The organism is Streptomyces sp. NPDC030893 (assembly GCF_055571535.1).
In genome coordinates this window covers 134856-155114 of record NZ_JBVIFC010000007.1, presented here as the reverse complement: position 1 = coordinate 155114, position 20259 = coordinate 134856, and the positions used below count along the sequence as shown (strand labels likewise).

Genomic DNA, 20259 nt, shown 5'->3' with positions numbered 1-20259 from the left:
GTCCGGCGGCGTGCACCTGAAGGCCCTGACCCTCCGCGGCTTCAAGTCGTTCGCCTCCGCGACCACCCTCCGGTTCGAGCCGGGGATCACGTGCGTCGTCGGCCCGAACGGCTCGGGCAAGTCCAATGTCGTGGACGCGCTCAGCTGGGTCATGGGCGAGCAGGGCGCCAAGTCGCTGCGCGGCGGCAAGATGGAGGACGTCATCTTCGCCGGCACCACCGGCCGTCCGCCGCTCGGCCGCGCCGAGGTGTCGCTGACCATCGACAACTCCGACGGGGCCCTGCCCATCGAGTACGCCGAGGTCACCATCACGCGGATCATGTTCCGCAACGGCGGCAGCGAGTACCAGATCAACGGCGACACCTGCCGGCTGCTCGACATCCAGGAACTGCTCTCCGACTCCGGCATCGGCCGCGAGATGCACGTCATCGTCGGCCAGGGCCGGCTCGACTCCGTCCTGCACGCCGACCCCATGGGCCGCCGCGCCTTTATCGAGGAGGCGGCGGGCGTCCTCAAGCACCGCAAGCGCAAGGAGAAGGCGCTGCGGAAACTGGACGCGATGCAGGCCAACCTCGCGCGCGTGCAGGACCTCACCGACGAACTGCGGCGCCGGCTCAAACCGCTCGGCCGCCAGGCCGCCGTCGCACGGCGGGCCGCCGTCATCCAGGCCGACCTGCGCGACGCGCGGCTGCGTCTGCTCGCCGACGACCTGGTACGGCTGCGCGAGGCACTCCAGGCGGAGATCGCCGACGAGGCCGCCCTCAAGGAGCGCAAGGAGGCGGCCGAGACCGAGCTGAGGAAGGCCCTCCAGCGCGAGGCCCTCCTGGAGGACGAGGTCCGCCGCCTCACCCCGCGCCTCCACAGCGCCCAGCAGACCTGGTACGAGCTCTCCCAGCTCGCCGAGCGGGTACGCGGCACCGTCTCGCTGGCCGACGCGCGGGTGAAGAGCGCGACATCCGCGCCCCCCGAGGAGCGGCGCGGACGGGACCCCGAGGACATGGAGCGGGAGGCCGCCCGGATCCGCGAGCAGGAGGCCGAGCTGGAGGCCGCCCTGGAGGCAGCCGAACGCGCGCTCGAGGACACGGTCGCCCACCGCGCGGAGCTGGAACGCGAGCTCGCCCAGGAGGAACGCCGTCTGAAGGACACCGCGCGGGCCATCGCCGACCGGCGCGAAGGCCTCGCCCGGCTCAAGGGACAGGTGGGCGCGGCCCGGTCACGGGCCGGCGCGGCCCAGGCCGAGATCGAGCGGCTGGCCGCCGCGCGTGACGAGGCCCAGGAGCGGGCCGTCACCGCACAGGAGGAGTACGAGGCGCTCCGGGCGGAGGTCGACGGCCTCGACGCCGGGGACGCCGAACTCGCCGAGCGGCACGAGGAGGCCAAGCGACGGCTCGCCGAGGCCGAGACCGCCCACACCGCCGCCCGCGAGGCGGTCACCGCGGCGGAACGCAAGCGCGCCGCGACTCAGGCCCGCCACGAGGCCCTCGCCCTCGGTCTGCGCCGCAAGGACGGGACCGGCGTGCTGCTCGGTGCGAAGGACAGCCTCACCGGGCTGCTGGGCCCGGCCGCGGAACTGCTGACGGTGCGGCCCGGCTACGAGGTCCCGCTCGCGGCCGCCTTCGGCGCGGCGGCGGACGCCCTCGCGATGACCTCCCCGTCCGCCGCGGCCGACGCCATCCGCCTCCTCCGCAAACAGGACGCGGGCCGAGCATCCCTCCTCCTCACCGGCCCCCCGACCACCACCGGGAACGCGGGCCACGACGCGCCCGACCCCGCCACCCCACAGACCCCGCCCGCCGCACCACCCCCCAACGCCGCGGCGACCCGCGCGCCCAGCCACGACGCCCCCGCACCCGCCGCCCCCTCCGCCACCCCCCTCCCCGCGGAGCGTCTCGTCAGTGGGCCCGCCGATCTCATGCCGGCCGTGCGCCGGCTGCTGCACCGCGTCGTCGTCGTCAGCACCCTGGAGGACGCCGAGGAACTCGTCCACGCCCACCCGGACCTCACCGCAGTCACCGCCGAAGGCGACCTCCTCGGCGCCCACTTCGCGCACGGTGGCTCCGCCGGCGCCCCCAGCCTGCTGGAAGTACAGGCGTCCGTGGACGAGGCCGTCGCCGAGCTCGAGGAGCTGGCGGTGCGGTGCGAGGAGCTCGCCGAGGCACAGGAAGCCGCGGCCGGCCGGCGCCGCGCGTGCGCGGCCCTCGTCGAGGAGCTCGGCGAGCGGCGCCGCGCCGCCGACCGGGAGAAGTCCTCCGTCGCCCAGCAGCTCGGCCGGCTCGCCGGACAGGCGCGCGGCGCGGCCGGGGAGGCCGAGCGGGCCGGTGCCGCCGCGGCCCGGGCACAGGAGGCCCTCGACAAGGCGCTCGCCGACGCGGAGGAACTCGCCGAGCGGCTCGAGGTCGCCGAGGAGATGCCGTACGAGGAGGAGCCCGACACCTCCGTACGCGACCGGCTCGCCGCGGACGGGGCCAACGCCCGCCAGACCGAGATGGAGGCGCGCCTCCAGGCCCGTACGCACGAGGAGCGGGTCAAGGGGCTGGCCGGACGGGCCGACTCCCTGGACCGTGCCGCCCGCGCGGAGCGCGAGGCACGCGCGCGTGCCGAACAGCGCCGCGCCCGGCTGCGCCACGAGGCCGCCGTCGCCGGGGCGGTCGCCGAAGGCGCCCGGCAGCTCCTCGCCCACGTCGAGGTGTCCCTCACCCGCGCCGCCGAGGAGCGCGCGGCCGCCGACGCCGCCAAGGCCCACCGCGAGCAGGAACTCGCCCGCGCCCGCACCCAGGGGCGCGACCTCAAGGCGGAACTCGACAAGTTGACGGATTCAGTTCACCGGGGCGAGGTACTCGGCGCCGAGAAACGGCTGCGGATGGAGCAGCTGGAGACCAAGGCGCTGGAGGAACTGGGTGTGGAGCCGGCGGGGCTGGTGTCGGAGTACGGCCCGCACCAGCTCGTGCCGCCCTCGCCCCCCGCCGAGGGCGAAGAGCTGCCCGAGGACCCGGAGCACCCGCGCAACAGCCCCCGCCCCTTCGTGCGGTCCGAGCAGGAGAAGCGCCTGAAAGCCGCCGAGCGCGCCTACCAGCAGCTCGGCAAGGTCAATCCGCTCGCCCTGGAGGAGTTCGCCGCGCTGGAGGAACGCCACCAGTTCCTCAGCGAGCAGCTGGAGGACCTGAAGAAGACCCGCGCGGACCTGCTCCAGGTCGTCAAGGAGGTCGACGAGCGGGTCGAGCAGGTCTTCACCGAGGCCTACCGGGACACCGCGCGCGAGTTCGAGGGCGTCTTCTCCCGGCTGTTCCCGGGCGGCGAGGGCCGTCTGGTGCTGACCGACCCCGACAACATGCTCACCACGGGCGTGGACGTCGAGGCGCGTCCGCCGGGCAAGAAGGTCAAGCGGCTGTCGCTGCTCTCGGGCGGTGAGCGCTCACTGACCGCCGTGGCGATGCTCGTGTCGATCTTCAAGGCGCGGCCCAGCCCGTTCTACGTCATGGACGAGGTCGAGGCGGCCCTCGACGACACCAACCTCCAGCGGCTGATCCGGATCATGCAGGAGCTGCAGGAGGCCTCGCAGCTGATCGTGATCACGCACCAGAAGCGCACCATGGAGGTCGCCGACGCGCTCTACGGCGTCTCCATGCAGGGCGACGGTGTGTCCAAGGTCATCAGTCAGCGCCTGCGCTAGAGCGACGACACAAACTCTTCAACTTCTGAATACCCATCACTCCGAAGCGTCTCAAAGCTCACACCAGACCCGCTGTTGACTTCAAGAATTGAAGACATAGTCTCTGCCATGTCGTTTTTACCTTCAGGTACCTACCGCTGGACCTCGAAGGGCTGACCCCCCACCCGGCGACGCTGCCGGTGGCCCGAGGAGTACACGTGACCAGCACACCGCAGGCGCAGCAAGGAGCCAGAACGGCTCACCCCGAACATCTCGGGCACGTCATCTTCATCGCGGCGGCGGCCGCCATGGGCGGTTTCCTCTTCGGCTACGACAGCTCCGTGATCAACGGCGCCGTCGAGGCCATCCGCGACCGCTACGACATCGGCTCCGCCGCGCTCGCACAGGTCATCGCCGTCGCCCTGATCGGCTGCGCCATCGGCGCCGCGACCGCCGGCCGCATAGCCGACCGCATCGGCCGCATCCGGTGCATGCAGATCGCCGCGGTCCTCTTCAGCGTCAGCGCCATCGGCTCCGCGCTGCCCTTCTCCCTCTACGACCTCGCCTTCTGGCGCGTCGTCGGCGGCTTCGCCATCGGCATGGCCTCGGTCATCGGCCCGGCCTACATCGCCGAGGTCGCCCCGCCCGCCTACCGCGGCCGGCTCGGCTCCTTCCAGCAGGCCGCGATCGTCATCGGCATCGCCGTGTCGCAGCTGGTCAACTGGGGCATCCTGAACGCCGCCGACGGCGACCAGCGCGGTGAGCTCCTGGGCCTGGAGGCCTGGCAGCTCATGCTCGGCGTCATGGTCGTGCCCGCCGTCCTCTACGGCCTGCTCTCCTTCGCCATCCCCGAGTCCCCGCGCTACCTGATCTCCGTCGGCAAGCGCGAGCGGGCCCGGCAGATCCTCGAAGAGGTCGAGGGCAAGGACGTCGACCTGGACGCCCGTGTCACCGAGATCGAGTCGGCGATGCACCGTGACGAGAAGTCCAGCTTCAAGGACCTGCTCGGCGGCAGCTTCTTCTTCAAGCCGATCGTCTGGATCGGCATCGGCCTCTCCGTCTTCCAGCAGTTCGTCGGCATCAACGTCGCCTTCTACTACTCGGCGACGCTGTGGCAGTCGGTCGGCGTCGACCCGACGGCCTCGTTCTTCTACTCCTTCACCACGTCGATCATCAACATCGTCGGCACCGTCATCGCGATGATCTTCGTCGACCGCATCGGCCGCAGGCCGCTCGCCATCATCGGCTCCGTCGGCATGGTGATCGGCCTCGCACTGGAGGCCTGGGCCTTCTCCTTCGACCTCGTCGACGGCAAGCTCCCCGCCACCCAGGGCTGGGTCGCCCTGATCGCCGCGCACGTCTTCGTCCTCTTCTTCGCCCTGTCGTGGGGCGTGGTCGTCTGGGTCATGCTCGGCGAGATGTTCCCCAACCGGATCCGCGCCGCCGCCCTCGGCGTCGCCGCCGCCGCGCAGTGGATCGCCAACTGGGCCATCACCGCGAGCTTCCCCTCGCTGGCCGACTGGAACCTGTCCGTCACGTACATGATCTACACCCTCTTCGCCGCGCTCTCCATCCCCTTCGTCCTGAAGTTCGTGAAGGAGACGAAGGGCAAGGCACTGGAGGAGATGGGCTGACCGGCAGCCCGCCGAGACCGGGGGAGGGGCTCAAGTCCCCGCTGCCCCTCTCCCCGTTCCCCCACCCCGGTGCAGCCCCCACCCGGAGCAGCCCCCCCACCCGGGGTGTCCCCCCACCCACCGCCCCGGCCCGGCACCGTCCGAGCCGGGGCGGCGGCATGCCCGCACCCGGGCGCCCGCGGCCCGGACCACATCCCGACCGGCACCGGCACCGCGCGGCACGCGCCGTCCGGCGCGCGTCACCATCGGCGCCACCGGGGTACCCATGGCCGATACTGGGGCTGTTATGGACATCGTCATCCTTGCTGTAGTCATCGCCGTGGTCGTCCTCGGCGCGCTCGGCGGGCTCATCGTCGGCAGCCGGCGCAAGAAGCCGCTGCCCCCGCCGCCGCCCGCCGCGCCCGACATCACCGCCCCTCCCGCCGAGCCGCACGTCGGCGAGGAGGCCGAGACGCCGCGGGAGGAACCGCGGCGCACCATCGAGGAGGTTGATCTTCCGGCGGGCGCCGGTCCCGTCGTCATCGAGGAACCGCCCGCCGCCGAGGCTCCCGAGATCGAGATCCCGGAGCCCACCGCCGGCCGGCTGGTCCGGCTGCGCGCCCGTCTCTCCCGTTCGCAGAACGCCCTGGGCCAGGGCCTGCTCACCCTGCTGTCCCGCGAGCACCTCGACGAGGACACCTGGGAGGAGATCGAGGACACCCTGCTCACCGCCGACGTCGGTGTGCAGCCCACACAGGAACTGGTCGACCGGCTCCGCGAGCGCGTGAAGGTGCTCGGCACCCGCACCCCCGAGGAACTGCGGGGACTGCTCCGCGAGGAGCTGGTCACGCTCGTCGGTCCCACGATGGACCGCACCGTGCACACGGAGAACGAGGCCGGCGGCCCCGGCATCGTGATGGTCGTCGGCGTCAACGGCACCGGCAAGACCACCACCACCGGCAAGCTCGCCCGGGTCCTGGTCGCCGACGGCAACACCGTCGTCCTCGGCGCCGCCGACACCTTCCGTGCCGCCGCCGCCGACCAGCTCCAGACCTGGGGCGAGCGGGTCGGCGCCCACACCGTGCGCGGCCCGGAGGGTGGTGACCCGGCCTCCGTCGCGTTCGACGCGGTCAAGGAGGGCAAGGACATGGCCGCCGACGCCGTGCTCATCGACACCGCGGGCCGGCTGCACACCAAGACCGGCCTCATGGACGAGCTCGGCAAGGTCAAGCGGGTCGTGGAGAAGCAGGCCCCGCTGGACGAGGTGCTGCTCGTGCTCGACGCCACCACCGGTCAGAACGGTCTGGTGCAGGCCCGGGTCTTCGCCGAGGTCGTCGACATCACCGGCATCGTGCTCACCAAGCTGGACGGCACCGCCAAGGGCGGCATCGTGATCGCCGTCCAGCGCGAGCTGGGCGTGCCGGTCAAGCTGATCGGGCTCGGCGAGGGCGCGGACGACCTGGCGCCGTTCGAGCCGCAGGCCTTCGTGGACGCCCTCATCGGGGAGTGACACCCCGGGGCTCGCCCGGCAGACGCGAGGAAGCGCCCGCCCCCGCACCGGGGGACGGGCGCTTCGCCGTGTCAGGAGGGGCTACAGACCCGAGCGGTGCGCCACGTACGCCAGCGTGCCCAGCAGCAGACGCGCCTCGGGCGGCCGGGAGGCCGAGTCCAGGGCGGGGGAGCGCAGCCAGCGCACCGGACCGAGGCCGCCCCGGTCGGACGGCGGCGCCGTGATGTGCGTACCGGCGCCGAGGCCGCGCAGATCCAGGGCGGCCGGGTCGTCCCAGCCCATGCGGTAGAGCAGATCGGGCAGGGCGGTGGCGGCACCGGGGGCGACGAAGAACTGGGCGCGGCCGTCCGGGGTGGCGGCGACCGGGCCGACCGGCAGGCCCATGCGCTCCAGCCGGGACAGCGCGTGGCACCCGGCGGGCCCGGCCACCTCGATCACGTCGAACGCCCGCCCCACCGGCAGCATCAGCGAGGCCCCGGGGAACTCGGACCAGAGGGCCGTCACCTCGTCCAGGGGTGCCCCGGCGCGGATCACGGGCGCCTGCCCCAGCGGGTGGGCGCCCGGTGCCCGGCAGCCGGAGCGCCCGCAGGAACAGGCGCCCGCGGCGGCCCGGACCCCCGGTACCACGTCCCATCCCCACAGTCCCGTGTACTCCGCCACGACGGTGCCGTCCGACGAGCGGCTCCGGCGACGCGAGCCGGTCCGGATGCCCCGGCTGATGCCGATCGTGAAGCCCATGCCCCCTCCAACGGGTCCGACGTACCGGTGGTTACGCAGCGGGCGCAGTGCGTGACGCTCTGTTTTCGCCTTCCCCGCGCCGCCCTGCCCACGCGGCGCTTCGGGGTGCCGGGGGTGGTGCGTCGAGCGGTGTGCGCCCTCGCGTGCACCGCTGCACTCACTCGTGGCTGTCCCGTGTCAAGTGAATCGTGGGTCGGCGACGGTGAGTTCATTCGAAGGGGTGGCGAATGGTGGCGATTGCGGTTCCGCCATGGTGGGACGGGTGATCGTAGGGTTACGTTGTGTGCACGGCTTCTTGGGGCACATGCACTCGTGGGTATGCCGGAGGCAACTCGGCTTTCCGTTCGAAGGGTGACAACCGCCGGACGGGCGGCCCCGACAACCGGCATTCTGATAGGGCTTGGCGCACTCAGCGACAAGTGGTCTTCAGGGATGGGGGCGTTCCAGTGAGCGGCAACGGCGGTGGCGGGACGAGCGTGGCGAGTCCGGAGAAACGCCCGAACGAGCTTCTCGCCTCGTGGTTCGTCCGCAGCGGCTGGTCCAAGGGCGAACTGGCCCGCCAAGTCAACCGCAGAGCACGCCAGTTGGGTGCCAACCACATCTCCACGGACACCTCGCGCGTGCGCCGCTGGCTCGACGGCGAGAACCCGCGCGAACCCATCCCCAGAATCCTGTCCGAACTGTTCTCCGAACGCTTCGGCGTCGTCGTCTCCGTCGAGGACCTGGGCCTGCGCACCGCCCGGCCCGTACCCTCCGCGACCGGCGTCGACCTGCCCTGGACGGGCCCGCAGACCGTGGCCCTGCTCAGCGAGTTCTCGCGCAGCGACCTGATGCTGGCGCGGCGCGGCTTCCTCGGGAGCTCGCTCGCCCTCTCCGCGGGCCCGTCCCTCATCGAGCCCATGCAGCGCTGGCTCGTCCCCACCCCGCCCGCTCCGCCGCCCCGGACCGAACCCGAACCGGTCCCCTCCGCCGCCCGCGCCCGCGGCCGGCTCTCCAAGCCGGAGCTGGACCTGCTGGAGACCACCACCGTGATGTTCCGGCAGTGGGACGCCCAGTGCGGCGGCGGCCTGCGCCGCAAGGCGGTCGTCGGACAGCTGCACGAGGTGACCGACCTCCTCCAGGAACCCCAGCCCGAGGCCACCGCCCGGCGCCTGTTCAAGGTCGCCGCCGAACTCGCCGAACTGGCCGGCTGGATGTCGTACGACGTCGGGCTCCAGCCCACCGCCCAGAAGTACTTCGTCCTCGCCCTGCACGCCGCCAAGGAAGCCGGTGACCGGCCGCTCGGCTCCTACGTGCTCTCCAACATGAGCCGCCAGATGATCCACCTCGGCCGCCCCGAGGACGCCCTGGAGCTGATCCACCTCGCCCAGTACGGCAGTCGCGACTGCGCCAGTCCGCGCACCCAGTCCATGCTGTATGCGATGGAGGCCCGCGCCTACGCCAACATGGGCCAGCCCGGCCGCTGCAAGCGGGCCGTGCGCATGGCCGAGGACACCTTCGCCGAGGCCGACGAGTGGGACGAGCCCGACGCCGACTGGATCCGCTTCTTCTCCGAGGCCGAGCTCTACGCCGAGAACTCCCACTCCTACCGCGACCTCGCCTACGTCGCCGGCCGCAGCCCCACCTACGCCTCGCTCGCCGAACCGCTGATGCGGCGCGCCGTGGAACTCTTCGGCAAGGAGAGCGGAGAGCACCAGCGTTCCTACGCCCTCAACCTGATCGGCATGGCCACGGTCCACCTGCTCCAGCGCGAACCCGAACAGAGCACGATCCTCGCCACCGAGGCCATCAAGGCGGCCAAGAAGGTCCGCTCCGAGCGCGTCAACACCCGTATCCGAAAGACCGTCGACACCGCCGTACGCGACTTCGGGGACCTCGCCGAAGTCGTCGAGCTCACCGAGCGGCTCGCCATCGAACTGCCCGAGGCCGCCGAAGCGGTCTGACCCCGAAGGAAACACCGGACCCCGGCCGCGGCCGGCCCTCCCGAACTGCCCGACTCGGCTCCCCCATGCCAGTCATTCGGAGGCCGACCGCGGCCGGTTTCTCGTCTCCCCGGCCACGGCTCACCGCCGTACACCGAAGGTTGCGCCACGATAACGATCGGCGCGACCCGGTTCCGGCAGTTCATCGACCCGTAACACGTCGGGTGCCTTCGTCACGGCGGCGAAACAACGAGGGGCTTCCACCGAAACGGCGCTGCGCCAATCTCATGGCGCATAACCGGCCCACCTCTCGATCCGCTCGAGGCTTCGCCCGCACGGGGCCGTACCAACGACGAGGAGACGCCGATGGCACCAGCCATCACCCTGGCCGCAGACGCGCCCACGCTGTCCGCCGCCAACACAGGGTTCATGCTCATCTGTTCCGCCCTGGTGATGCTCATGACCCCGGGCCTGGCCTTCTTCTACGGAGGCATGGTCCGCGTCAAGAGCACCCTCAACATGCTGATGATGAGCTTCATCAGCCTCGGCATCGTCACCGTCCTGTGGGTGCTGTACGGCTTCTCCCTGGCGTTCGGCACCGACTCCGCCGGCCTCATCGGCTGGAACTCCGACTGGGTCGGCCTCAGCGGCATCGGCCCGACCGAACTCTGGGACGGCTACACCATCCCGGTCTTCGTCTTCCTGGTCTTCCAGCTGATGTTCGCCGTCCTCACCCCCGCGCTGATCAGCGGCGCCCTCGCCGACCGCGTGAAGTTCACCGCGTGGGCCCTGTTCGTCGCCCTGTGGGCCACCATCGTCTACTTCCCCGTCGCCCACTGGGTCTGGGGCGCCGGCGGCTGGGCCTTCGAACTCGGCGTCATCGACTTCGCCGGCGGTACGGCCGTCCACATCAACGCCGGTGCCGCCGCGCTCGGCGTGATCCTGGTCATCGGCAAGCGCATCGGCTTCAAGAAGGACCCGATGCGCCCGCACAGCCTCCCCCTGGTCATGCTCGGCGCGGGCCTGCTGTGGTTCGGCTGGTTCGGCTTCAACGCCGGCTCCTGGCTCGGCAACGACGACGGCGTCGGCGCGCTGATGTTCGTCAACACCCAGGTCGCCACCGGCGCCGCCGTCCTCGGCTGGCTCGCCTACGAGAAGATCCGCCACGGCGCCTTCACCACCCTGGGAGCGGCCTCCGGCGCCGTCTCCGGACTGGTCGCCATCACCCCGGCCGGCGGCGCCGTCTCCCCGCTCGGCGCCATCGCCGTCGGCGCCGTCGCCGGTGTCCTGTGCGCCATGGCCGTCGGACTGAAGTACAAGCTGGGCTACGACGACTCCCTCGACGTCATCGGGGTCCATCTCGTCGGCGGCATCCTCGGCTCCCTCCTCATCGGCTTCTTCGCCACCGGCAAGGGCCAGTCCGATGTCGCCGGCCTCTTCTACGGCGGCGGCCCGGACCAGCTCTGGAAGCAGTGCGCCGGTGTCCTCGGCGTCCTCGCCTACTCCCTGGTCGTCTCCGCGATCCTCGCCTTCCTCCTCGACAGGACCATCGGCATGCGCGTCTCCGAGGACGACGAGGTGGCCGGCATCGACCAGGCCCAGCACGCCGAGACCGCATACGACTTCAGCGGCGCCGGCGGCGGCGCGGCCCGCACCGCCGCCACCGCCCCCGCCAGCCCGGCCGAGAGCAAGAAGGTGGACGCATGAAGCTCATCACCGCCGTCGTCAAGCCGCACCGGCTCGACGAGATCAAGGAGGCCCTGCAGGCCTTCGGAGTACACGGCCTGACCGTCACCGAGGCCAGCGGCTACGGCCGCCAGCGCGGCCACACCGAGGTCTACCGCGGCGCCGAGTACACCGTCGACCTGGTGCCCAAGATCCGCATCGAGGTGCTGGTCGAGGACGACGACGCCGAACAGCTCATCGACGTCGTGGTCAAGGCCGCCCGCACCGGCAAGATCGGCGACGGCAAGGTCTGGTCGATCCCCGTCGAGACGGCCGTACGGGTGCGCACCGGCGAGCGCGGCCCCGACGCGCTCTGACAGCGGACGAGCGGAACAGGAGTCGCCGGGTGACGGGTACGGACATGCACGACGCGGCAGAGGACTCGGGACCCAGCGGCTACGCGGCGGCCCGGCTGCGCCTTCTCACCGAGAAGGCGCGGTCCGGGCCGCCGCGCCGTTCCGCCCTCGCCGACCTCACGGACACCTGGCTCGCCGGGCTGTTCGCGGCGGGCGCCGAGGCCCTCCCGCGCGGGGTCTCCCTGATCGCCGTGGGCGGCTACGGACGCGCGGAACTCTCCCCGCGCAGCGACCTCGACCTGCTCCTGCTGCACGACGGCGGCGACCCCGAGGCGGTCGCCGCACTCGCCGACCGCCTCTGGTACCCCGTCTGGGACCTCGGCCTCGACCTCGACCACTCCGTCCGCACCCCGGCGGAGGCCCGCAGGACGGCGGGCGAGGACCTCAAGGCGCAGCTCGGCCTCCTCGACGCCCGGCACCTCGCCGGTGACCTCGGCCTCACCACCGCACTGCGCACCGCCGTACTCGCCGACTGGCGCAACCAGGCGCCGAAACGGCTTCCCGCCCTGCGGGAGATGTGCGAGGAACGCGCCGAACGCACGGGCGAGCTCCAGTACCTCCTGGAACCCGACCTCAAGGAGGCCCGCGGCGGCCTCCGCGACGCCACCGCCCTGCGCGCGGTGGCCGCCTCCTGGCTCGCCGACGCCCCGCGCGAGGGCCTCGCCGACGCCCGCCGCCGCCTCCTCGACGTACGGGACGCCCTCCACCTGACCACCGGCCGCGCCACCGACCGCCTCGCGCTCCAGGAACAGGACCAGGTCGCCGCCGAACTCGGCACCCTCGACGCGGACGCGCTGCTGCGCCAGGTCTACGAGGCCGCACGGATCATCGCCTACGCCACGGACGTCACCTGGCGCGAAGTGGGCCGCGTCCTGCGCGCCCGCGCGGTGCGGCCCCGGCTGCGCAGACTGGCAAGGGAGCGAGGCGACTTCCTCAGAAGGGCGGTGGTGGGCGACGGAAGGGCGCTCGGCGGAGGAAAACCGGCGTCCGAACGCTCCCCGCTCGCCGAAGGGGTCGTGGAACAGGACGGCGAAGCGGTACTCGCCCGTGCCGCGCGTCCCGAACGCGACCCCGTACTCCCCTTGCGCGCCGCGGCCGCCGCCGCACAGGCCGGACTCCCGCTCTCCCCGCACGCCGTACGGCGCCTGGCGACCGGCGCACGCCCGCTGCCCACACCATGGCCCGCCGAGGCACGCGAACAACTCGTCACCCTGCTCGGCTCCGGCCGGCCCACCGTGCAGGTCTGGGAGGCACTGGAGGCGGAAGGCCTGGTCAACCGCCTGCTCCCGGACTGGGAACGGGTCCGCTGCCGCCCCCAGCGCAACGCCGTCCACCTGTGGACCGTGGACCGGCACCTCATCGAGACCGCCGTACGCGCCTCCGAGTTCACCCGGCGCGTGCACCGGCCCGACCTGCTGCTGGTCGCCGCGCTGCTGCACGACATCGGCAAGGGCCGGCCCGGCGACCACTCGGTGGCCGGCGAGGTCATCGCCCGGGACGTGGCCGCCCGCATCGGCTTCGACCGGCACGACGTCACCGTGATCGCCGCCCTCGTACGCCACCACCTTCTGCTCGTCGAGACCGCCACCCGGCGCGACCTGGAGGACCCCGCCACCGTGCGCGCGGTCGCCGAGGCCGTCGGCTCCCAGGGCACCCTGGAACTGCTGCACGCCCTCACCGAGGCGGACGCCCTGGCCACCGGGCCGGCCGCCTGGTCGGCGTGGCGGGCCTCTCTCGTCGCCGACCTGGTGGGGCGGGTCTCCGCCGTGCTGTCCGGAGACGTCCCCGCCGACCCCGCGGAGGCGGCGCCCACCACGGAACACGAGCGTCTCGCGCTCGAGTGCGCCGCCACGGGCGCGCCCGTGCTGTCGCTGCGGGCGCAGGCCGAGCCGCCCGCCGAACCCACCGGCGCCCCCGAGCCGCTGGGCGTGGAGCTGGTCGTCGCCGTACCCGACCAGCCGGGCGTGCTCCCCGCGGTGGCCGGCGTGCTCGCCCTGCACCGGCTGACCGTGCGGACGGCGGAGCTGCGGGCCCTGGACCTCCCTGACGGCGTCGACGGCTCCGTGCTGCTGCTGGACTGGCGGGTCGCCGCCGAGTACGGCTCCCTGCCCCAGGCCACCCGGCTCCGCGCCGACCTCGTACGCGCCCTGGACGGCAGCCTCGACATCGCCGGCCGCCTCACCGAACGCGACGCCGCGTACCCGAGACGGCGGGGCGTGGTCGCGCCCCCGCCCCGCGTGACGGTCGCCCCGGCCGCCTCCCGGCACGCCACGGTGATCGAGGTCCGCGCGCAGGACGCACCGGGCCTGCTGTTCCGCATCGGACGGGCACTGGAGGACGCGGGGGTGCGGGTACGGAGCGCACACGCGAGCACGCTGGGGGCGAACGCGGTGGACGCGTTCTACGTCACGGGTTTCTCGGGAGCTCCCTTGCCCTGGGAAGAGGCGGTGGCGGTGGCCCAGAAGCTGGAGGACGCGCTGCGGGCATGACCTTGCGGGCGTTCGGCGCGTTGATGGGATGCGCTCCCCGCCGCTGCGGGGATCCGTCTCCGTCCGCTCAACGAAGCGGGCGGGGACGATTTGCCTGCGGAGCCGGATACTCTGGAGGGCAGCCCAAACGCCCCCGACATCGAGGACCGACGCCGCCGTGTTCGACACCCTCTCCGACCGCCTTAGCGCGACCTTCAAAAACCTCCGCGGAAAAGGCCGGCTGAGCGAAGCGGACATCGACGCCACGGCGCGTGAGATCCGCATTGCCCTCCTTGAAGCGGACGTGGCCCTGCCCGTCGTCCGAGCCTTCATCAAGAACGTGAAGGAAAGGTCGCTCGGAGCCGAGGTCTCCAAGGCGCTCAATCCCGCGCAGCAGATCATCAAAATCGTCAATGACGAACTGATCACCATCCTCGGCGGCGAGACCCGTCGCCTCCGTTTCGCCAAGCAGCCCCCCACCGTGATCATGCTGGCCGGTCTGCAGGGTGCCGGTAAGACCACCCTCGCGGGCAAGCTCGGCCGCTGGCTGAAGGAGCAGGGCCACTCGCCGGTGCTGGTCGCCGCCGACCTCCAGCGCCCCAACGCCGTCAACCAGCTCAGCGTCGTCGCCGAGCGCGCGGGCGTCGCCGTCTACGCGCCCGAGCCGGGCAACGGTGTGGGCGACCCGGTGAAGGTCGCCAAGGACTCCATCGAGTTCGCGAGGACCAAGGTCCACGACATCGTGATCGTGGACACCGCCGGCCGCCTGGGCATCGACCAGGAGATGATGCAGCAGGCCGCGGACATCAGGGACGCCGTCAGCCCTGACGAGATCCTGTTCGTCGTCGACGCCATGATCGGTCAGGACGCCGTCAACACGGCCGAGGCGTTCCGCGACGGCGTCGGCTTCGACGGCGTGGTGCTCTCCAAGCTCGACGGCGACGCGCGCGGTGGTGCGGCGCTGTCGATCCGCCAGGTCACCGGCAAGCCGATCATGTTCGCGTCCAACGGTGAGAAGCTCGACGACTTCGACGCCTTCCACCCGGACCGGATGGCCTCCCGCATCCTCGACATGGGTGACCTGCTCACCCTGATCGAGCAGGCGGAGAAGACCTTCAGCCAGGAAGAGGCCGCCCAGATGGCCTCGAAGCTGGCGTCCAAGAAGGGCCAGGACTTCACCCTGGACGACTTCCTGGCCCAGATGGAGCAGGTCAGGAAAATGGGCAGCATCTCGAAGCTGCTCGGCATGTTGCCCGGCATGGGTCAGATCAAGGACCAGATCAACAACCTCGACGAGCGGGACGTCGACCGCACCGCCGCCATCATCAAGTCGATGACCCCGGCCGAGCGCCAGGAGCCGACGATCATCAACGGCTCGCGCCGTGCCCGTATCGCCAAGGGCTCCGGTGTCGAGGTCAGCGCCGTGAAGAACCTGGTCGAGCGGTTCTTCGAGGCGCGGAAGATGATGTCCCGCATGGCGCAGGGTGGCGGTATGCCGGGGATGCCCGGGATGCCGGGCATGGGTGGCGGTCCGGGCCGGACGAAGAAGAAGCAGAAGCAGGCCAAGGGCAAGCAGCGCTCCGGCAACCCGATGAAGCGCAAGCAGCAGGAGCAGGAGGAGGCCGCGCGGCGCGCCGCCGCCGCGGAGGCCGGCGGCGCCTTCGGTCTGCCGCAGCAGGGCGGCAAGGACTTCGAGCTGCCCGACGAGTTCAAGAAGTTCATGGGCTGAGGCCCCCGGCGGTGCTCGGTCGGGGCGTCCCTCGTCATGAGGGGCGCCCCAACGGCGTGTCAGGGGGTCCGCGCGACGACGTAACGGAACACGTTCGGCATCCACACCGTCCCGTCCGGCCGCTGGTACGGGTGCAGGGCCTCGGTCAGTTCCTTGTCGACCTGTTCCTGGTCCGTGGCGGTGATCGCCGCGTCGAACAGTCCGGTCGAGAGCAGGCCCCGTACCGCGCTGTCCGGGTCGGCGTAACCGAACGGGCAGGCCACCCGCCCGGAGCCGTCGGGCCGCAGTCCCGCCCGCTCGGCGACCCGTTCCAGGTCGTCGCGGTCGGTGGGGCGCCAGGTTCCCCTGTCGCGCGGCGGCTCCGCCAGTTCGGTGGCCACCCTCAGCACGGATGACGTGGCGCACCGTTCGGGCGGGCCCCAGCCGGTCAGCACCACGGCCGCTCCGCGGGCGGCGAGCGGGACCGCCCCGGTGAGCAGTTCGCCCAGCCCTTCCGCGTCCCCGGCGAGACAGCCGAGCGGCTCGAAGGCGGTCACCACGGTGTACGCGGGCGCGCCCGCGCGGGCCGTGTCCGCCGGTGAGCCGTGCACGAGGCGCGTGTCCGGGCGCGCGTGTGCGTCCCGTTCGTCGGGGAGCAGTCGTTCCCGCGCGAGGGCGAGCCGTTCTTCGCGGGTGTCGACACCGGTGACGGCGGCACCGCGCGAGGCCGCCAGGAGCAGGGCCAGTCCGGAGCCGCAGCCGAGGCCGAGGAGGCGGGTCGTGGGACCCACGTCCAGTCGCTCGTGGACGGCCTCGTAGAGCGGTACGAGCATCCGTTCCTGGATCTCGGACCAGTCACGCGCGCGTGCGCGCCGGTCCACACGGGGGGCGGTCCCCGTGTGGGGCAGGTGCTGCCGCACGAGCGTAGGTGTCATAGGTAAGCGCCCCAATCAGCCGAGAGTTGCCGCAGTGCCCGATTCCCTGGCCCCCGTGCAGTGCGCCCGCACACCCCCCGTATGCCAGGAAACTCCGCCCTCGACGTGTCGTCCAGTGGAATGCGGCGGCGGCTTGGTAGTCGCTCGTGCCAGTGGCAAGAATTCACCTCCCGGTCATGCGGGGCCGTACGGGCCGCCGTGGCGGGGGCGTCCGGGTACCGGTTCCGGCCGGTGTCGTCGGGGCCGGTGCGGTGCCGGGGCGGGGCGGTGCGCGGTGCGGGTGGGGGACCGGGTAACGTCACGGTCGTGGCGGGCGCGGTGAGCCGGTCGCCGTGTCGCCGCGAGAGCGGCCGAAATGCCTCTTGCGCGTCCGGGGGCCCCAGGCGCATCGGCGCGCGGAGAGTCGCTTATGCATGGGGCGTACGTCAGCCTACGCACCACCTTGAGGTGAGCTGTGAGGCTTCTCCGCAGATCAGCGCACCCGTACTCGTCAGGACGCATCAGTGGCAACTGACGGGTACGTGCAAATTATTTGGGATGCCCCGGAATCGGAACACAGAGGCACCCGCGCTCGTTGTCATTACGTGAGCACGACACAGACACCACCTGTTCTCGCCGCAGAGCTGGCACAGGCGTGGGCCGACATTCAGCGGTACCACCCCGAATTGCCCGATCTTGCCGCGCCCGAGTCCCTGATCGGGGAGTCGTCGTCCGCGTGCGGTCACGAGCTCTCCTTCGAGCGACTGCTGCACGAGGCAGTCCATGGCGTCGCCGCCGCGCGCGGTGTACGCGACACATCCCGCGCCGGCCGCTACCACAACCGCAGATTCCTCGCGATCGCCGAGGAGCTGGGCCTGGACCACCCCGAGGAGCCGCATCCCAGCAGCGGTTTCTCACTGGTGACGCTCACCCCCGAGGCGAAGCGCCGCTACCGCCCGACGACGGAGCGTCTGCACCGCGCCCTGAAGGCCCACACCGCGGCGACGGCGGGCGACACCGCCCGCAGCTTCCGCGGCCCGGCCGCACGGCACGGTTCGTCCGGGGGCGGGGTGCGGGTCAAGGCCGTCTGCGACTGCGGGCGCAACGTCCGCGTCGTCCCGTCGGTCCTGGCCCAGGCACCCATCGTCTGCGGCGGCTGCGGCAAGCCCTTCCAGATCCCGGAAGTGGCAGCGGCGAGCTGACGGCCCGGCACCTCGTGGGTGCCGGGTCCGCTCGGCCGCTCGGTCCGGCCGCACCGCGCGAACGCCGGGCCGCGCACCCGCCGTACGTTCGACGGCGCCGGGTGCCGCGGCGGCGTGCCCGCTTCCGGGCGCCCCGCGGTCACCGGGCCTCGGAGGGTGTGGCAGAATGGCCAGCTGTACTCGACAGCCGCACAGGACCCCTCTCTCCTCCGGCTGACGCGTCCATCGGGCACTCGGGTACCGCAACCCCACGCGGCACATCCGCCGTGCCCCACCACGTCAATCCAGGAGAATCCACTCCCGTGGCAGTCAAGATCAAGCTGAAGCGTCTGGGCAAGATCCGTTCGCCTCACTACCGCATCGTCGTCGCCGACTCCCGTACCCGCCGTGACGGCCGGGCCATCGAGGAGATCGGCAAGTACCACCCGACGTACAACCCGTCGGTCATCGAGGTCGACGGCGAGCGCGTGGCGTACTGGCTCGGTGTCGGCGCCCAGCCGACCGAGCCCGTCCTCGCCATCCTGAAGAAGACCGGCGACTGGCAGAAGTTCAAGGGCGAGCCCGCCCCGGCTCCGCTGCTCCAGCAGGCCGAGAAGCCCGCCCGTCCGACGTTCGAGGCGCTCGGCGGCGACGAAGAGGGCAAGGGTGAGGCGATCACCCAGAAGAAGAAGGCTGAGAAGAAGGACGAGGCCGCCGCCGAGTCCTCGACCGAGGCCTGAGCATGCTCGAGGAGGCTCTCGAGCACCTCGTGAAGGGCATCGTCGACAACCCTGACGATGTGCAGGTCGCCTCGCGCAATCTGCGCCGCGGGCGGGTGCTCGAGGTCCGGGTCCACCCGGACGACCTCGGCAAGGTGATCGGCCGCAACGGCCGCACCGCACGCGCTCTGCGTACCGTCGTGGGCGCCATCGGCGGCCGCGGTGTCCGTGTCGACCTCGTCGACGTGGACCACGTCCGCTGACGCCAAAGCAGCACCGGCTCGGGCCGGGGAGGGCCACTGGGCCGTCCCCGGCCCGCAGTCGTATGACAGGAGATCAAGCACAGTGCAGCTGGTAGTCGCTCGCATCGGCCGCGCCCACGGCATCAAGGGCGAGGTCACCGTCGAGGTCCGCACCGACGAACCGGAGCTGAGGCTCGGGCCCGGCGCCGTCCTGACCACCGACCCCGCCTCCGTGGGGCCGCTCACCATCGAGACCGGCCGTGTGCACAGCGGCCGCCTCCTGCTGCGCTTCGAGGGCGTGCGCGACCGCAACGGCGCCGAGGCGCTGCGCAACACCCTTCTGATCGCCGAGGTGGATCCGGACGAGCGCCCCGAGGACGAGGACGAGTACTACGACCATCAGCTGATCGACCTCGACGTGGTGACCGTGGACGGCACCGCGGTCGGCCGGATCACCGAGATCTCGCACCTGCCCAGCCAGGACCTCTTCGTGGTCGAGCGCCCCGACGGCAGCGAGGTGTACGTGCCGTTCGTCGAGGAGATCGTCACCGGGATCGACCTGGCGGAGCAGCGCGCGGTCATCGATCCGCCGCCCGGCCTGATCGACGACCGCGCGGAGATCGCGTCCTCCCAGGACACCGGAGACGAGGCGTGATGCGGCTCGACGTCGTCACGATCTTCCCGGAGTACCTGGAACCGCTGAACGTCTCCCTCGTGGGCAAGGCACGCGCCCGCGGACAGCTCGACGTGCACGTCCACGACCTGCGTTCCTGGACCTACGACCGGCACCACACCGTCGACGACACCCCGTACGGCGGCGGTCCCGGCATGGTCATGAAGACGGAGCCGTGGGGGGACGCGCTGGATTCGGTCCTGGCGGACGGCTACGAGGCGGGCTCCCGCGAGCCCGCCCTGATCGTCCCGACCCCGAGCGGCCGTCCCTTCACCCAGGAACTGGCGGTCCACCTCTCCGAGCGCCCCTGGCTGATCTTCACCCCGGCCCGCTACGAGGGCATCGACCGGCGGGTCGTCGACGAGTACGCGTCCCGGATGCCCGTGTACGAGGTGTCCATCGGCGACTACGTCCTGGCCGGCGGCGAGGCGGCGGTCCTGGTCGTCACCGAGGCCGTGGCCCGGCTGCTCCCCGGTGTGCTCGGCAACGCCGAGTCGCACCGCGACGACTCCTTCGCGCCCGGCGCCATGGCGAGCCTGCTGGAGGGCCCCGTCCACACCAAGCCGCCGCTGTGGCGCGGCCGGGGCATCCCGGACGTGCTGCTCAGCGGCCACCACGGGAAGATCGCCCGCTGGCGGCGCGACGAGGCGCTGCGCCGCACCACCGCCCACCGGCCCGACCTCATCGAGCGCTGTGATCCCGGGGCCTTCGACAAGAAGGACCGCGAGATGCTGTCCATCCTGGGCTGGGCGCCGGACCCCGCGGGAGAGCCGTACGGCCGATTTTGGCGCAGGACCGACGGCGTGGAAGAATAGGGCGCTGTTGTGCGTCGTCCGGCGTG

General features: G+C 72.0%; 15 protein-coding genes. 13 read left to right on the top strand and 2 right to left on the bottom strand.

Going from position 1 to position 20259, the window contains the following annotated elements:
• Positions 1-10: 10 nt before the first annotated feature.
• From ACZ434_RS16255 to ftsY, 3 genes are all read left to right on the top strand, one after another.
• Complete coding sequence (locus ACZ434_RS16255; protein ID WP_468456139.1) at positions 11-3670, top strand: AAA family ATPase; 3660 nt, start codon at positions 11-13, stop codon at positions 3668-3670.
• Between the two features lie 197 nt (positions 3671-3867).
• Entirely contained in the window at positions 3868-5283 is a 1416-nt protein-coding gene (locus ACZ434_RS16250) for a sugar porter family MFS transporter (RefSeq protein ID WP_468456137.1), read from the top strand.
• Positions 5284-5569: 286 nt separating this feature from the next.
• Positions 5570-6772: a signal recognition particle-docking protein FtsY gene (gene ftsY / locus ACZ434_RS16245; protein WP_468456136.1), complete on the top strand. Its 1203-nt coding sequence runs from the start codon at positions 5570-5572 to the stop codon at positions 6770-6772.
• Positions 6773-6853: 81 nt separating this feature from the next.
• Here ftsY and ACZ434_RS16240 read toward each other — a convergent pair whose 3' ends face one another.
• Positions 6854-7510, bottom strand: a complete 657-nt coding sequence (locus ACZ434_RS16240; RefSeq protein WP_468456134.1) for a bifunctional DNA primase/polymerase — start codon at positions 7508-7510, stop codon at positions 6854-6856.
• Positions 7511-7956: 446 nt separating this feature from the next.
• Between ACZ434_RS16240 and nsdA the strand changes: the two genes are divergently transcribed.
• The 5 genes from nsdA (at position 7957) to ffh (ending at position 15710) form a co-directional block, all read left to right on the top strand.
• Positions 7957-9453 carry a transcriptional repressor NsdA gene (nsdA, locus tag ACZ434_RS16235; RefSeq protein ID WP_468456132.1) on the top strand — a complete coding sequence of 499 codons (1497 nt, stop codon included), beginning with the start codon at positions 7957-7959 and terminating at the stop codon, positions 9451-9453.
• A 345-nt stretch (positions 9454-9798) separates the two neighbouring features.
• Entirely contained in the window at positions 9799-11139 is a 1341-nt protein-coding gene (locus ACZ434_RS16230) for an ammonium transporter (RefSeq protein ID WP_468456130.1), read from the top strand.
• Positions 11136-11474 carry a P-II family nitrogen regulator gene (locus tag ACZ434_RS16225; protein ID WP_030231663.1) on the top strand — a complete coding sequence of 113 codons (339 nt, stop codon included), beginning with the start codon at positions 11136-11138 and terminating at the stop codon, positions 11472-11474. The genes ACZ434_RS16230 and ACZ434_RS16225 overlap by 4 nt, the downstream gene beginning before the upstream one ends.
• Positions 11475-11518: 44 nt before the next feature.
• On the top strand, positions 11519-14002 hold the full coding sequence (locus ACZ434_RS16220; RefSeq protein WP_468456395.1) for a [protein-PII] uridylyltransferase: 2484 nt from the start codon (positions 11519-11521) through the stop codon (positions 14000-14002).
• 157 nt (positions 14003-14159) lie between these two features.
• Positions 14160-15710, top strand: a complete 1551-nt coding sequence (ffh, locus tag ACZ434_RS16215) for a signal recognition particle protein (protein ID WP_468456127.1) — start codon at positions 14160-14162, stop codon at positions 15708-15710.
• Between the two features lie 59 nt (positions 15711-15769).
• Here the strand turns inward: ffh and ACZ434_RS16210 are convergent, their stop codons facing one another.
• Entirely contained in the window at positions 15770-16624 is an 855-nt protein-coding gene (locus tag ACZ434_RS16210; RefSeq protein WP_468456125.1) for a methyltransferase domain-containing protein, read from the bottom strand.
• Between the two features lie 584 nt (positions 16625-17208).
• Here ACZ434_RS16210 and ACZ434_RS16205 point away from each other — a divergent pair.
• From ACZ434_RS16205 to trmD, 5 genes are all read left to right on the top strand, one after another.
• On the top strand, positions 17209-17805 hold the full coding sequence (locus ACZ434_RS16205; RefSeq protein ID WP_190165553.1) for a hypothetical protein: 597 nt from the start codon (positions 17209-17211) through the stop codon (positions 17803-17805).
• A 302-nt stretch (positions 17806-18107) separates the two neighbouring features.
• Entirely contained in the window at positions 18108-18524 is a 417-nt protein-coding gene (rpsP, locus tag ACZ434_RS16200) for a 30S ribosomal protein S16 (RefSeq protein WP_468456123.1), read from the top strand.
• A 2-nt stretch (positions 18525-18526) separates the two neighbouring features.
• Positions 18527-18766, top strand: a complete 240-nt coding sequence (locus ACZ434_RS16195; RefSeq protein WP_003973401.1) for an RNA-binding protein — start codon at positions 18527-18529, stop codon at positions 18764-18766.
• A gap of 82 nt (positions 18767-18848) precedes the next feature.
• Positions 18849-19400: a ribosome maturation factor RimM gene (rimM, locus tag ACZ434_RS16190; protein WP_468456121.1), complete on the top strand. Its 552-nt coding sequence runs from the start codon at positions 18849-18851 to the stop codon at positions 19398-19400.
• A complete protein-coding gene (gene trmD / locus ACZ434_RS16185; protein ID WP_468456393.1) occupies positions 19400-20233 on the top strand; it encodes a tRNA (guanosine(37)-N1)-methyltransferase TrmD in 834 nt (277 codons plus the stop codon). The genes rimM and trmD overlap by 1 nt, the downstream gene beginning before the upstream one ends.
• Positions 20234-20259 lie beyond the last annotated feature (26 nt).

Bases quoted from the DNA above. Each gene is read 5' to 3' on its own strand.
- ftsY (WP_468456136.1), top strand. From the start codon at position 5,570: ATGGACATCGTCATCCTTGCTGTAGTCATCGCCGTGGTCGTCCTCGGC.
- ACZ434_RS16240 (WP_468456134.1), bottom strand. From the start codon at position 7,510: ATGGGCTTCACGATCGGCATCAGCCGGGGCATCCGGACCGGCTCGCGT.
- ACZ434_RS16230 (WP_468456130.1), top strand. From the start codon at position 9,799: ATGGCACCAGCCATCACCCTGGCCGCAGACGCGCCCACGCTGTCCGCC.
- ACZ434_RS16225 (WP_030231663.1), top strand. From the start codon at position 11,136: ATGAAGCTCATCACCGCCGTCGTCAAGCCGCACCGGCTCGACGAGATC.
- ACZ434_RS16220 (WP_468456395.1), top strand. From the start codon at position 11,519: ATGCACGACGCGGCAGAGGACTCGGGACCCAGCGGCTACGCGGCGGCC.
- ACZ434_RS16210 (WP_468456125.1), bottom strand. From the start codon at position 16,624: ATGACACCTACGCTCGTGCGGCAGCACCTGCCCCACACGGGGACCGCC.
- ACZ434_RS16195 (WP_003973401.1), top strand. From the start codon at position 18,527: ATGCTCGAGGAGGCTCTCGAGCACCTCGTGAAGGGCATCGTCGACAAC.
- trmD (WP_468456393.1), top strand. From the start codon at position 19,400: ATGCGGCTCGACGTCGTCACGATCTTCCCGGAGTACCTGGAACCGCTG.